Annotated in this window: 13 protein-coding genes and 1 pseudogene; 2 read left to right on the forward strand and 12 right to left on the reverse strand. The window is 60.8% G+C overall.

All coding sequences use genetic code 11. The features are described from left to right. Positions 1-60 precede the first annotated feature (60 nt). The gene (locus CDO73_RS04570) at positions 61-408 is read right to left on the reverse strand and encodes an NUDIX hydrolase (RefSeq protein WP_256972562.1); all 348 of its coding nucleotides are present in this window, start codon (positions 406-408) and stop codon (positions 61-63) included. Positions 409-496: 88 nt separating this feature from the next. Next, a complete protein-coding gene (locus tag CDO73_RS26415) occupies positions 497-655 on the reverse strand; it encodes an NUDIX hydrolase (RefSeq protein WP_306437507.1) in 159 nt (52 codons plus the stop codon). A gap of 111 nt (positions 656-766) precedes the next feature. Here CDO73_RS26415 and CDO73_RS04575 point away from each other — a divergent pair, with 111 nt between their 5' ends. Next, a complete protein-coding gene (locus CDO73_RS04575) occupies positions 767-952 on the forward strand; it encodes a hypothetical protein (protein ID WP_088487325.1) in 186 nt (61 codons plus the stop codon). A gap of 72 nt (positions 953-1,024) precedes the next feature. Here CDO73_RS04575 and CDO73_RS04580 read toward each other — a convergent pair whose 3' ends face one another. The 10 genes and pseudogenes from CDO73_RS04580 to tatA form a co-directional block, all read right to left on the reverse strand. Beyond that, positions 1,025-2,443: a GNAT family N-acetyltransferase gene (locus CDO73_RS04580; protein ID WP_088487326.1), complete on the reverse strand. Its 1,419-nt coding sequence runs from the start codon at positions 2,441-2,443 to the stop codon at positions 1,025-1,027. After that, on the reverse strand, positions 2,421-3,764 hold the full coding sequence (locus CDO73_RS04585) for a F390 synthetase-related protein (protein ID WP_088487327.1): 1,344 nt from the start codon (positions 3,762-3,764) through the stop codon (positions 2,421-2,423). Before CDO73_RS04585 ends, CDO73_RS04580 begins: the two co-directional genes overlap by 23 nt. Positions 3,765-3,930: 166 nt before the next feature. Then, on the reverse strand, positions 3,931-4,821 hold the full coding sequence (locus CDO73_RS04590) for an MBL fold metallo-hydrolase (protein ID WP_256972563.1): 891 nt from the start codon (positions 4,819-4,821) through the stop codon (positions 3,931-3,933). 254 nt (positions 4,822-5,075) lie between these two features. Then, complete coding sequence (locus CDO73_RS04595) at positions 5,076-6,092, reverse strand: NAD-dependent epimerase/dehydratase family protein (RefSeq protein ID WP_179218571.1); 1,017 nt, start codon at positions 6,090-6,092, stop codon at positions 5,076-5,078. Positions 6,093-7,102: 1,010 nt separating this feature from the next. Next, positions 7,103-8,395: an ATP-grasp domain-containing protein gene (locus CDO73_RS04605; RefSeq protein WP_088487331.1), complete on the reverse strand. Its 1,293-nt coding sequence runs from the start codon at positions 8,393-8,395 to the stop codon at positions 7,103-7,105. Positions 8,396-8,508: 113 nt separating this feature from the next. Further along, positions 8,509-9,507: a beta-ketoacyl-ACP synthase III gene (locus tag CDO73_RS04610; RefSeq protein ID WP_088487332.1), complete on the reverse strand. Its 999-nt coding sequence runs from the start codon at positions 9,505-9,507 to the stop codon at positions 8,509-8,511. Between the two features lie 442 nt (positions 9,508-9,949). After that, the gene (locus tag CDO73_RS04615) at positions 9,950-10,165 is read right to left on the reverse strand and encodes a cold-shock protein (RefSeq protein WP_087798224.1); all 216 of its coding nucleotides are present in this window, start codon (positions 10,163-10,165) and stop codon (positions 9,950-9,952) included. 172 nt (positions 10,166-10,337) lie between these two features. Continuing rightward, on the reverse strand, positions 10,338-10,538 hold the full coding sequence (locus CDO73_RS04620; protein WP_088487333.1) for a cold-shock protein: 201 nt from the start codon (positions 10,536-10,538) through the stop codon (positions 10,338-10,340). A 256-nt stretch (positions 10,539-10,794) separates the two neighbouring features. Next, positions 10,795-11,505 (reverse strand): twin-arginine translocase subunit TatC, encoded by a 711-nt coding sequence (gene tatC / locus CDO73_RS04625; RefSeq protein WP_088487334.1) that lies wholly within the window; start codon positions 11,503-11,505, stop codon positions 10,795-10,797. A gap of 124 nt (positions 11,506-11,629) precedes the next feature. After that, a pseudogene (gene tatA / locus CDO73_RS27335) lies at positions 11,630-11,773 on the reverse strand (twin-arginine translocase TatA/TatE family subunit); the annotation flags it as partial. 362 nt (positions 11,774-12,135) lie between these two features. Between tatA and CDO73_RS04635 the strand changes: the two are divergent. Further along, complete coding sequence (locus CDO73_RS04635; protein WP_088487335.1) at positions 12,136-13,611, forward strand: FTR1 family iron permease; 1,476 nt, start codon at positions 12,136-12,138, stop codon at positions 13,609-13,611. Positions 13,612-13,667 lie beyond the last annotated feature (56 nt).

Below are 13,667 nucleotides of genomic sequence, written 5' to 3' on the forward strand. Positions count from 1 at the left end.
TAAGGCGGCGCCTTCGAATCCCCTTTTGAAGCGTGCGCATTTCCGATCTTGCAAACCCGCTCAAAGCGTTCGCTGCGCTTTGACGCTGCACGTAAAGTTCGTCTCGGTGACGTATTCGATAAAATTCACCGCGCCGGCATAGTCCAGATAAGACTGATAACGGAGCCGGATCGCGGGCAGCGTGATCCAATCCAGCACTTCTTCCTTAGGCACCCACTTGCATGCGCTGGTTTCTTCGGAAACGGTCAGCTCTCCGCCTACGGCCGTGCAGGCGAAGTCGAACATGACTTTGGTCGGCACGTCGGTGACGCCGTCGTACCATTTATGCAGCCCCGTATTGGAGATCACGTTCACCATCTGATTGACGACCACGTCGATCCCGCTCTCTTCTTTGACTTCGCGAATCACGCCGTCTATTACCCTTTCAACTCTTAATCAGAGGTTTACGTTTTCCTGAAACGCACACGCTTTTGGTGCGATTCAGGGGAGCGTAACCTTACCTTTGGTGTTGACAAGGTACGATCAGATTCTCCCCGACTTCGGTGATTCCGCCGGGATAGACCCAGCCGTCGTCATGCGCTTTGACCAGCAGAATATTGCCCTGCCCGTCTTCGACGATGCCTCCTGCGGATACGATATGCGTCGGAAATGTCATGAATATCCTCCTTGTCTAAACTCGTAATAGATGGTCCGGCTTCAGATTCGTTTAAGGCGTCGGTTTTATACTCGGATCAGATAAGACGCAGAAACGAAAGGATGATCCGACATGCTGCTATTTTCGATCTTGACCACCACGCTGCTGATCGCCGCCCTCGTACTGATCGCGATCCGCAAAATTCCCAAAAAAGCGGTGCTGCCTCTGCTCGCGGGCGCCATGACGCTGCGGCTGGCCGCTGCCGTTCCGATGCTGGCCGGCACGGGGCTGCTGCGGCGGGTGACGGAGTTGTGGTGAATCATTCGCGGATCGTGCCTGCCCGTCCTCGCGGAGACGCGATCCGGCGGACGTTTCGCGCCGAACTCCGCGTCAGAACTTGTATTTCTTCATGATCGGGACGCCGACGCGATTCAGCAGCGGCGACAGCAGGGCCCAGCCGATCCGGCGGTAAGGCGGCAGATGCCGGTCGTATACGGCGCTGTATTCGATTTCGGCCGTCGCGCCGCGGTTGCGCTTGAACTGCGCCGCTCCCGCGCTCTCGTGCAGCAGGCAGTTCTCTTCGGCCGCCCGCTTCAGCAGCACGGCGGAGAGCATCCGGTACAAACCCGTGTCCTGCGGTAGTCCCGTGTCGTAACCGAATACCGGCGTGGTCATGATGCCGTCTTGAACGTAATAACCCAACACCGCGTCTAGGCTCCCCGTGCCGCGAGCGCGCAGCGCGTGCAGCCGAAGCAGTTCTTTTTCGAGCGCGATCTCGAAAAATCGGGGCGTGAACACCGGATTATGGGCCGAATATTTATCGATATACAGCAGCCGGTACAGCTCCGCCAGACGCGGAGCGTCGGCTGCGGACAGCTCTTCCGGTCCGACGATGTCGTAACCCTGCTTCTCCAGCAGGCCGTAATCGCGTTTGAGCAGCCAGCGGGCTTTCGACGGGATCTTGTCCGGCGAATCGTACAGATACACTTGGCGGCTCGGCACGAGGCGAAAGCCGAGCGCCGTCAGCGTCTCGATATACAGCGGCGTCGTGCGCGGATTGAGCGAACGGAAGATCAGCGAGCGGTCGGGATACTGCCGCAGCAGCAGCAGGGCCGCTTCGCGGATCTCTTCCGCGCTCAGCGCCGGGTACAGATTGGTGGACAACAGCCGGTTGTTCACCTGCACGGCGCGGTTGAAGCGCGACGCCTTCAGCAGCATGCCCGCGGGCGTCAGCAGCGCGCCTAGCGCCGCCCGTGCGGCGCGCGATTCCAGCATCGCGAGCTCTTCGCGCGCGTAGCTGACGTAATGGGTATACGGCGAGAAGACATAGGAATCGCCGTATTCGCGGTCGCCGACGCTGATCGGCAGCGTCACGCCCGAGCCTTCGCGATGCAGCGCGCGCAGCGACGTATCGACGTTGGCGATCAAGGCCGGGACGCTTGCGGCCTGCATGGCGGCCAGCCAGCGCAGCGTTTGGGCTTCGCCGTCGGCGGAGGCAAGAGCGGACGCGGCATTAGCAGGAGCGCCGGGGTCGGAAAAGGCCTCGGGAGCAGCAGTCGCAAGAGCACCTCCGGCGGTAGAATCGGTCTCGACAGCAGCGGAGGCGGAATCCGCCGCTTCGGCAGCGACCTCGGCAGAGGCCTTTGCGGCAGTCGCAGAAACGTCCGCGATCGCAGCAGCAGAAACGCCTGCGCCTTCCTTCGTTACGGATTCTGCCGTCTCCGTCGATTCGCGCCTCGCATGATTATTCGTTTGCCGCTTCAGCCAAGCCGCCAGTTCTTCGCCTTCATACAGGTTCCATCCGTTCATCGACGGCAAACCTCCTCTGTACCCGCCTCAGTTTGACCGCTCCCGGCACAAAATCGTAAAGCGCGAATTCGATATCCGGCGTTCTCGCGCCGATCCGTTCGCAGAGCTGCGCGAGCGCTGTTCGGATCTGCCGCTCCGCGGTCGAAGCGTCGGCTCCGTCGGCCGTTTGCAGCTCGACGGTCAGCCGCTCGGGCGATTCCTGAATCGCGCGGTACGCTTCCACGGCTTCCGAAGCCGCGATGATCGTCCGGGAGACGAAGTCCGGGAACAGCGTGACGAATCCGCCGCCGCTTATTTTCGGCAGCACGAACAGATCGTCGCTGCGCCCTTCGATCCGTTCGATCGCCGCGAAAGGCGACCCGCACGGGCAAAGCTCGCGGCTTTCGGTCAGCAGGTCGCCGAGCCGGTAGCGAACGATCGGCTGAGCGAAGCGGAAGAAATCGGTGACGATCGGAACGAAGACGCCCCGTTCGCGGTCGACGTAGTCTTTTTCGATATGGACGACGTCTTCGTTCAGATGCAGCGTGCCGTGCGAACAAGCCGCGCCCAGAAACCCTTCGGTACATTGGTACACCTGATGAATCCGGCGGCCGAACGTTTCTTCGATTACCCGCCGATCGAGCGGATCGAGCACCTCGGCCATCGCGACGAGATGCCCGGGATCGATCTTCAGCCGCCCCGCTCTAAGCTCGCCCGCCAGCATCCGCAGCATCGACGGCGGCGCGGCAAGCACGCTCGGACGCTGACCGTTCAATCGCGCGACGTGTTCGTTCAGCGGATTCAGCAGATCGTAGAATTCGAACGCGATCCGGCGGCTGCGCACCGAACCGTACAGATTGCTGTCTGCGCGCAGAAAAAAAGCGATCTGATGCCGGCCGAGCAGCGAACCCGGCAGCACGCGCTGAAGGATGGTCCCCGTCCAAGCGAGCCGTTCCCGGCGGCTGACGAGAAACAATCCCCGGCTGCCGGACGTTCCCGAAGACAAGCCGATCGTCAATCCGCCGATTTCCGGCGTGAAATCGCGCGTCTGCTCGGCTTCGAGCGCCAGCTTCATCGCGTCTTCCCGTTTGATGCCGGCCGTGTTCAGGGTATCGAAATGGTCCATCATGGCTTTCTTGTCGATCTGCGGAAAATGGCGCCAATCCTGCACGTCCCGGCCCTGCCACAATTCGCGGTAAAACGGCGACGCCGCGCGAACCTCTTCCAAATGCCGGATAATGCGCGGCTCCCGCCAACGTTCCAGACTTTCGCGGTCGCGAAACGCCGCTCGTCTTCGAGCCGCCGCGTACTGCATCGCGATGCGAAGCGGGTCGGTGTTCATTGCGGATCCCTCCTTTGAATAAAACGGCTAAGTGCAGCGTTTCGAACCGAAAGTCGAATTCGGCTTGCGGGTCGGCGATACTTTTCGGTCCGGCAGCTCCATTCCAATTGCCGATCCCGATTGCCGAAAAGTGCCTGAGCCGCAGTCCGCTCCCGCAAACGCGCGGCTACAGCGGCGCGCCTTCGGCCGCGTAAAGCCGTTCCGCTTCGGGGCAGTGCGAAGCGAGGATCGTCAGTTCCGGGAACGCTTCATGCAGTTCCCTAAGCGCGCGGAAGCTGTCCGCGTAGGCCCGGCGATCCGGCATGATGATGCCGGCCAGCGCGCTCGGCGGGCGATTCTCGCGGTAAGCCGCCGCCGACCAGGCGGCATCGGCGCAGAGCAGCGCCGGACCGCGCTCGGTGCGCAGCAGCAGCCCGATCTGCCCGTAAGCATGGCCGGGCAGATCGACGGCGAGCAGGCTGCCGTCGCCGAGCACGTCGGTCACTCGGCGGAACGGGAAGCGCGGCAGCAGCGCTTCCGGTACTTCGATGCGCGACTCCGGCGCGAACGGCCGGGCGCGGCGGTCGAAATCGCCGGGCAGCAGACCCGGCAGAAAGCCGCGCTTGACGGCGCGGATGCCGCGAAGACGGCGCATGGATTCGAGCGCCTCCCGCTCGTACAGGAATTCGGCCTGCGGGAAATCATGCAGGCCGGCCACGTGGTCGGCGTGAAAATGCGAGACGACGATCTGCCGGATGCTTTCCGGCGGAATGCCCGACGCGCGCAGCCGCTCGGCCGCGCTCTGACCCGCTTCGAACCGCACCGGCGTGACCATGCGGTAGAGCCGGTCCGGGAACGGGTCGGTCTCGCGGAAAAACCGATCCGAATAGCCCGTATCGAACAGGATCGGCCCGGCCTGCGGATGTTCGATGCAGGCGAACAACGCCGGGATGCGCACGCTGCGGAGACTGCCGCCGCGTATCGTCACCCATTCCGGATGCGTGCAGCTTCCGGCGGAGAAGACCCTCAGTTTCACGCGCGGGGCGGAGCGGCCGATCGCCTCCCATAAGCGATCCAATTCCGAGCGGTCCCGTTTCGTCGCCGTTTCCGTTTGCGGATCCTCTATCCGAACTATACGAGCATCTTCCCGTTTATTCGATCCTTTTTCGTTCACTTCCCGTTCGTTCGATTGTTGCACATTCGTTTCTCGTTCGACAGGGACGCGCCCGGCAGAAGCCGAATCCGACGACGCGGCACTCCCTGAAGCTCCGCGCACCGAAGAGGAAGCGGACGAAGCCGAAGCCGCGGTTTGCCGCTCTTTTTCGATCTTGCTCATTTCGGCATCCCGCCTCCTTCCTGCCGCTGTCGCCACTCTTCGACGAAGCGGCTCAATCCTTCTTCTACGCCGACCGAAGGTTCGTAGCCCAATTTACGCCGCGCTTCCCCGATATCCAGCGTCTGGCTGCTTCCGAGCATGCCGACCAACGCCCGCGTCAGCATCGGCTCGCCGCCGGAAGGCCGAAGCCGCGCGGCCCACTCCATCACCGAAGCCGCGGCGTAAGCGGCGGCGTAAGGCAGGCGTTTCGCGCGCAGCGGTCGGCCGAGCTTCGCGAACAGCAGCTCCGCCGCGTCCGCGAACCGGATCGGCGACCCGCCGCTGATATTATATGTACCGCCGAGCGCATCCGACGGAGCCGACGCCGCAAGCTTGAGCGCGCGCACGGCGTCATCCACGTAGGTCAGGTCGATCAGGGCGTCGCCTCCGCCGATCAACGGCACGCCCGTCTTTTCGTTCGCTTCGATCAACCGCGGCAGAATCGTTCGGTCGCCCGGCCCGTACAAAGCGCGGGGACGCAGCACGATCGTGCACAATCCCCGTTCGGCCGCGCGCCCGACTTCCTGCTCGGCCAGCAGTTTGGTTCGCGCGTAAGCGCCGGCCTGCGTACGGGGCAGCGGATCGCTCTCGCGCACGCCGGTTCGGCTGCGCGCGCCGAAATATACGCTCGGCGTCGAGACATGAACCAGGCGCGGAACTCCGTTTCGAAGGCAGGCTTCGGCCACGTTCGCCGTTCCTTCTACATTGGCGGCATGAAAGTCCTCGTCCCGCCCCCAAGAAGCGGAATAAGCGCCGCAGTGCACCGCGACTTCGAATTCGGCCGAATCGAAGATCCGCCTTACCGACTCGGCGTCGCTCAGCTCGGCCGAAGCAAATCGAACGCCGTCTTGAATCAGCATTCGTCCCGCCTGCGGACTGCGTCCCATCCCCGTCACTTCGTGCCCGTCTTCCCGCAAAGCGCGAGCCAGACGCCCGCCGAGAAAACCGGTCGCCCCGGTCACCAATATTTTCATCGATATACCTCCTGCTTCCGCGGCCTCGCGGCGCGAAACGTATTCGCTCTGCGCCGCAAAAAGGCCGCCTGCGCAAATCCGTCATAGCCTTCGCTTTTTTCTGGCCTCGACCCTCTTGCCGGGACCCGCATCCTTCGCGTATACTACGAATTCTCTGTCGATTTTGCGCATTCCTGCCCTTTATCGAAAGGCGAGAATTCGCTTAACGCCGCTGTGTATAACTTTACGTCCCCGTCGGAAACGCTCAAAGAGAGCAAGCTTATCCCTGTTATCCCCCGGATATCCCCGATTTCGGTGCCAAAAAGGCAAAAAAGAAGCCTGCGAACACTTTTCCACATGTGGATAACGTTTTTCTCCGTTTTATTCTCCTCCGCTTATCCACATCTTGCAAGAGTCTCTCTTTCTCCGTCTTCTTCTCTGCGAATCGCATGTTTCGCCGACCTTTTCTTTGCCAAAAAGCAAAAGCACCCGCTGCGGTTTCACACGTTCCGGTCCGTTCCGATCCGTCCCGATCGCGTCGAGTCGAATCCATCTCGGATTTCTAACGGAACGAGATGACGCTTAGCGGGCATTCGGAGCGGTTTTGAAAACCTAACGGATTCAGATGACGCTTAGAAGGACAAAAGACGGATTTTCGGCTTAAAAAGAGGCAAAACGGACGGCTAAGGAATCGACGATCCGTTAAAATTTCGAAAAGGATTATTTCGTGCTTCTAAGGGATCTGCGATCCGTTAACGCAGCTTTTGTAAGATTACGCGAACAAATTTCTTGCGAGGTCGGACCGCTAGCTCCGCCTCCGCGACTTTCAAGGGCAGCCAAAAGCTTTCGGAGAAACCCGCTTCGGAAGAACAAGCAAAAACTTCCGCAGAAAGCACTCGGGAAGCCTTTGCCGCCGTCTTTCGAAGAAAGCCGTTTCGAACGCATAGGCTCAAGCCTTTCGGCGAAAATCCCTTCGCAAGCGTACTCTCGGTCTCTCGCCGAAAACCGCTGCGCCGCTTCGAGATCCTACGCTAACGACTGTCTCTCGAAGCCGGCTCGCCGATCCCTCCGTTCTTCCGAGTACCGTCGATCGGCCCCGACCCGATCGGGTCCCCGTTCCAACCGATGTCGTGCACGGAAGCCTCGGACATCGATAGGCCTAACCGGGAAGCGCGGCGGCGAAGTTCCGCCATCATCCGTATCGCCTGCGGCAGCACGGCGGCGTCGCCGCTTCGAAGCAGCACGTCGCGCGAACCCCGATAATCGCGCAGCCAGCGCGCGAACTTTTTCGGCGAACGCAGTTGAGCGAGACCGCTGCCGAGCATCGGCAGCATCAGCATCGGCGTTCGGGCCGGGTCGGCGACGACCGTCGCCCGCACGCGTTCGGGATCCGCGAGCGCGTCTAGCAGATCCGGCGCGCGTTCCGCGCCGGAACCGGGCTTTGCTGCGCCCGTCTGCGGCGCGAGCAGCAGATGCACCCCGCTCGTGGCTCGCGGATTGCATTCGATCGGCAGCAGCGCCCCTTCATCCGTGCGGATGAAGTCGAATGAGAGCTGCCCGCTGAAGTTCGTCCGCTCCGCGAAGCGGGCTACCCACTCCCGAGCCGCCGGATCGGCGTCGGGCAAGAAGCAGACGGACGCTCCGCTTGCCGTCTGCGGCGCTAGGTACGCCGCGTGCGCGAGGAGCCGCCCTTCGTGCGCGACTCCGTACGTGCACAGCATCTCGCTGCCGGCGAAAGCCTGCGCCACCCAAGACCCGCCCGCGCGGCGCGCCTCCGCGCGCGCTTCGTCCAGCGTCTCGTGCCTCGACACGCCGGCCGAGAAGCGGGAAAACTCCGGCTTCAAGATGTAAGCCGCTTCTTCCGGCCGCCGCCGCCGCGGAATCTCGCCGGCGATCTTCGCTTCGCTCTCCCCGCCCAGCCGCACGGTCTCCGGCACGGCGAACCCCAACCGCGCGCACAACGCGATAAACGCCCATTTGCTGTGCAGTTCGCGCAGCGTGCCGAGCGGCGGCGCGAGCACGCGGCAGTCCGGGCCGAAGCTGCCCCGGTACTCGGAAATATAGAAGATTTCCTCGCAGGTCGGCAGCAGCAGGCCGATCCGTTCGCGGCGGACGATGTCCCGCAGCGCGGCCGCGTAGCCTGCCGGGTCCTGCGCCGGCGGCGGCACGCGGAAACTTCGCTTCACCGCGCGCGACGCCGCGCACAGCGGATGCTCCAGGCACTCGGCGGCATACACCTCCGCGCCCCTCGCCGCAAAGCCGCGCGCCAAGTCCAGCGCGCACGGAGCCCGTCCGCCCGTGATCAACACGCGCAGTCCGTTCATGGCGGACTCCCCCTTTCTCGGCTTGCTGCCGAAGCTCTGCCGGCAGCAGCGAATCCGATTCTTCAACGAACAAGACGCTCGTTTTCGGACTTGATCCGGCCCTTTTTCTTCCTTTAATAGACCAGCGCCGCGCCGCCGAGCGACAATCCCGCGGACGTCCCGACCAGAAGCACGCGGTCGCCGCGTTCCAATCGTCCTTCCCGCACCGCCATATCCAGCCCCAGCGGAATCGAAGCCGCGATCACGTTTCCGTAATGCGGCGCGATATACAGCATCTGTTCTTCCGAGATGCCGAGCTTGCGCTGAAGCAGCCTCATCGCCATCACGCTGCCTTGATGCGGCACGACCAGCTTGAATTCGCTCATCGCCAGCCCGGCTCCGCCGAGCAATCGGTCCATGAAGTCCGGCAGCAGCCGCGAAGCTTGACGGAAGATCCCTTCGCCGTCCATCGAGAACAGATAATCGGCCGCCCGATCTTCTTCGTACAGCGAAGCCGGAACCCCGCTTCCGCCGCCGCGGATCTCCGAATGGTGCGCGCCGCCGCTATGCGTCGTCATCTCGGCGTGCAGGATACGCGAAGCTTCGTTTTCCGGAGCACGTTCCACGACGGCCGCCGCCGCCCCGTCTCCGAACAAAGCCGCGCTTTCTTTGTTCGACCAATTCAAGCCTTTGGAAGCGATCTCCGTCGACACGATCAGTATCCGGCGATACCGACCGGCATCGATCAGATAGGACATGACGTCGAGCGCGGTCACGAAGCTGAGACAAGTCGAGTTCACGTCGAAGCACGGGACGCCCGACTCCTGCTCGCCGAGCGCTTCTTGAATCAGCGAAGCCGTGCACGGGATCGGCTGCTGCATGGTTCCGCTGGCGCAGACGAGGCAGTCGATATCCGCAAATTGCAGGCCGGCCGCTTGCAAAGCTTCTCGCGCGGCATTCGCGCCCATCTGCGAAGCCGTTTCTTCGCCTACGAAATGCCGATTGGCTACGCTGGTCTTGCGCAGCACCCATCCCGGTTCCGCCCCCAATCTGCGATCGATCTCTTCGGCGTCGATGCCGCTTCCCGGCAAATATTTTCCGGTTCCCGTAATTTTGACTCGGCGCATCTGCATTTCTACTCCTCCTAATGAGCTGATCGAATTCGATCAAGGGTTATGTCCGTCGGAAACACGCACGGTTCAAGCGGGTTTTCGAGGGGCATAACCTCTCCTCTTTATCGATCGGCGTACTCGTGAGCTGATCGAATCCGATCAGCGTACTCGCGAGCCGACCGGAAATAAGGTTTTACCTCACCTTATTTTCGATCAGCGTACTCGCTGGATTTTCGGCACGGTAACGCTTTCTTTTTCCGCTGCCGACCATCTTCTTGATCCGTTATCTTCTATTATACGCCGGTTCCTCCATCTCTGTTTCTTCTCTGCCGAAACCACGACAAAAAACGCTCCGGCCGCCGCTCGCTGAATGCGAAGCGCGCCGAAAGCGTTGCGTGAAACTTGCGATCCCGGTAGGATGCCGATCTCCTCGAGCGAGAAGACTTATTTAAGCGAAAGGATCTTATTTGCCCTGAGGCTTCGGATCTCCGGTCGGATTGGCCAACACCGGAAGCATTTTCGTATCTCGCTTCATCTTCGATGAACAGATCGGGCACGTAGGCTCGTCCTCGAACGAAAAGTTGTCCCTCATCCAGCCGTTGCAGTCGTCCTTGACGCAGCTCCATACCGCCGTGCTTTCTTTCACAAGTTCCTCGTCCTGCTTCTTACGAAAATACATGCTCGATGCCTCCCCATGTCGGATAGGGGCCGCAGCCGGTCCCGATTACGAATGTTGTTGGATTGATGCAGCTCGTACCTGGTCAACACCAAAGGTACCAGATATAGGTATTCGAATACGAAAAAAGACTACTCTTAACGCAACGTTAAGAGCAGTCCGTTCTTCTGTAGGCTTACAGTTTTACAACGTTCTCAGCTTGCGGTCCACGGTTGCCGTCAACAATGTTGAACTCAACGCGTTGGCCTTCGTCGAGGGTTTTGAAACCGTCGCCTTGGATTGCGGAGAAGTGTACGAAGACGTCGTTGCCGCCTTCAACTTCGATGAAGCCGTAGCCTTTTTCTGCGTTAAACCATTTAACTGTTCCTGTTTCCATTAGAGAAAACCTCCAAAAATTTATTTCCGAAATTCCGGCATGATTTCCAGCGTTTCGGCAACATGCATTTTTTATGGTCCGGGTTGGATATAAAAAAATCACACATTGGAAAAGGTTCCATAACCTACACATGACAACCCTTTCCAATATGCGAAATCAGGACGTTCACTCGTGATTAATTTTAATTTTACCATACCGCTTGTTCAAAAGCAAACGTTTCCTCATTCTTTATCCACCTTTTATTCCCAGCTGCCGTCTAACTTGCGCGCTTCTCTCTTCCCGAAACCGCGGCGCTGATCCAGATTCCGACTTCGTATAAGACGATCAGCGGCAGCGTCACGATCAGCAGCGACAGCGCGTCCGGCGGCGCGATGAATCCGGCCGACACGAGCAGCGCGAAGTACGCATACTTGCGCGTTCTGCGCAGCGACGAAGGAGAGACGATGCCCAAACGAGCGAGCAGCATCAAGAGCAGCGGCAGCTCGAACAAGACGCCGAACGGCACGATCAACCGAATCAAGAAATCGAAATACTCGCGGATGCCGATAACCGGCCGCAAACCGAGTTCCTCCGACAATCCGAACATAAAGCGCAGCACCGTCGGAAACACGACTTCGTAAGCAAAAGCCGCTCCGAGCAGAAACAATCCGAAGATCGCCGGAATGTACATCAGCGTCGCTCGGCGTTCGGCGGGATACAGCGCAGGCTTCACGAACTGCCAGAGTTGATACAGCGCCAGCGGAAACGTCAGCACCAGACCGAACCAGAACGCGGATTGCACGACGATGCTCAGCGCGTCGGCTACCCGGAAGACGTGCAGCGATACGCCCGACTCCGCCGCGGAATGCTCGATCCAGCCGACTGCGGGACGCGACGCCCAGAATCCGATCGCGAACAAAGCCAGAAAAGCCAGCGCGCAGACCATCACCCGGCGGCGAAGCTCGGCGACATGTCCCAACATGCCCATCCGCCGCTCGTCGTCTTCGTCAGGGAGAGTCGGGCTTGCCTCCCTCGCTTTCCGCCGCTGCTTTGACCAGACTCGGAGCGGCAGGAGCCGTCGCGGATTCCGAAGCCGGACGCGCGGACGCCGACTCTTCGCTGATTCCTCTTGTCGCGCTGCGGAACTCTTTCAGCGTCTCGCCGGCCGCCCGTCCCAATTCCGGCAGCTTCTTCGGTCCGAATACGAGCAGAGCGACGCCCACCACGACCGCGATGCTTCCCGGTCCAAAAGCCATATCGAATGCCTCCATCCAAGCACGGCCCCGTCCTTCGCTATGCGGATCGGCGGCTCGCGTCTATATTGATAATGATTATCATTGATTTGAAATAAAATCAGTATAGGCTTCGCGTCCGCCCTTGTCAACAGGAATTATTTACATATCAAGCACTCGTCTTTTGCAGAAAATGTTTTCGTTCAAACCGCTCTACAGAGCGGTTTGCGTTCTTCGGAGGCAAAATCGCCCCGGCGAAAAATTCCGGATTGACAACCGCCTGCCGCGCTCCTATAATCGAGTTACTTTTGACCAAATTGATAATCATTATCACCTATCGCGACTTCAATCGCTCGAACCTACTTGAATAGGAAAGGAAGAACGTCATGCGCTTCTATGCCAAACTCCGCATCCCTGCCGTCCTGCTGACGATGCTTCTGCTGCTGATCTCGATCGCCGGGACGGCCGCTGCCGCCGGGGCAGCCGATCCGACAGGCACGAAATCCGCGATCGCGGCCGTAGACGAAGCGCTGCTGCGAATCGGAAACGGCGACGCCGACGCTTCCAAGCAGTCGTTCGCGCCGGTCAAACAATGGTGGACGCGCAGCAAGCAATCGGCGAAAAACGATTCGGCTTCGCTGGCGGCCGATCTGGATCGCGGCGTCGCGGACGTCTCGTTAGCGTACATAAGCGGCAACCCGGACGAAATTGCCGAGAAGCTCGACGAGCTTCGCCTGTCGCTGGTCAGTTACGACGAAGGCTCGTATACGGATAACGAAGGCCGCAGCAAGATGACGCTCGGCCTCTATATCGGCAAGCTCAAGAGCGTGCAAGAAGCCGCGGAAGCGCAAGATTGGTCAGCCGCGCAAAGCGGAGCCCGCGAACTGCAAAACCAGTGGTTGTCCGTCGAAGGCGAAGTCGTCGGCCGCTCGGCCTCGGTCTATGCCGATACCGAACGCGATCTGGTGCTGCTTCCGGCTTATCTCGCCGATCCGGCGAAGCAGGCCCAAGCGGCTCCGCTGCTCGATCGACTGATCGCGGCCCTGACGCCGCTCGCCGACGCCGGGTACGGTTGGGTCGATGCCGCGCTGATTCCGATCCGCGAAGGACTGGAAGCCCTGCTGGTCGTCGGCTCGCTGCTGGCGTTCGTGCGCAAATCCGGCGCGCCGCGCGGGCAGCGCTGGATCGTCGGCGGTTCCGCCGCCGGACTGGTCTTCTCGGTCGCGGCGGGCGCCGCCGTCTCGCTGTGGCTCTCGACTTCGGTGTTCGGCGCGAGCAACTCGCTGCTCAACGGTTGGACCGGCGTCATCGCGGCCGGGATGCTGCTCTACGTCGGCTACTGGCTGCATCGCAGCTCCGATATGCGGCGCTGGAACGAGAAGCTCCGCAGCAGCAGCAAACAGGCTTTGTCGAGCGGACGGATGTTTTCGCTGGCGCTGCTGGCTTTTCTGGCGATCGTGCGCGAAGGGCTGGAGACGGTCATCTTCCTGATCGGCCTTGCCGGACGGATGCCGGGCCGCGAACTGCTGCTGGGCATCGCGACGGGCTTCGGCGCGCTGGCGCTGATCGCCGTCGTGATCGTCAAACTGGGCGACCGTCTGCCGCTTAAGCCCTTTTTCCTCGTGTCCAGCGTCGTCGTCTTCTATCTGGGCTTCAAATTCATGGGCTCGGGCATCCATAGTCTGCAAATGGCCGGCTTGATCCCGTCTTCGACCGAATCTTATCTGCCGTCCGCGGCGACGATCAGTCTGTATCCGTCTTGGTACAGCACGCTGCCGCAGCTTCTGCTGCTGCTCGCCGCCGCCGCTGCCTATCTCGGACCGCTGCTGCGGCGCCGAAGCGGGCAGGCCGCTCAAGCTTAAGTTTCGAACCGGATTCCGAACGCTTGATTTCCGTTTTGCCCGCACCGTCCCTGATC

Source organism: Saccharibacillus sp. O23, from assembly GCF_002205895.1.
GTDB lineage: Bacteria > Bacillota > Bacilli > Paenibacillales > Paenibacillaceae > Saccharibacillus.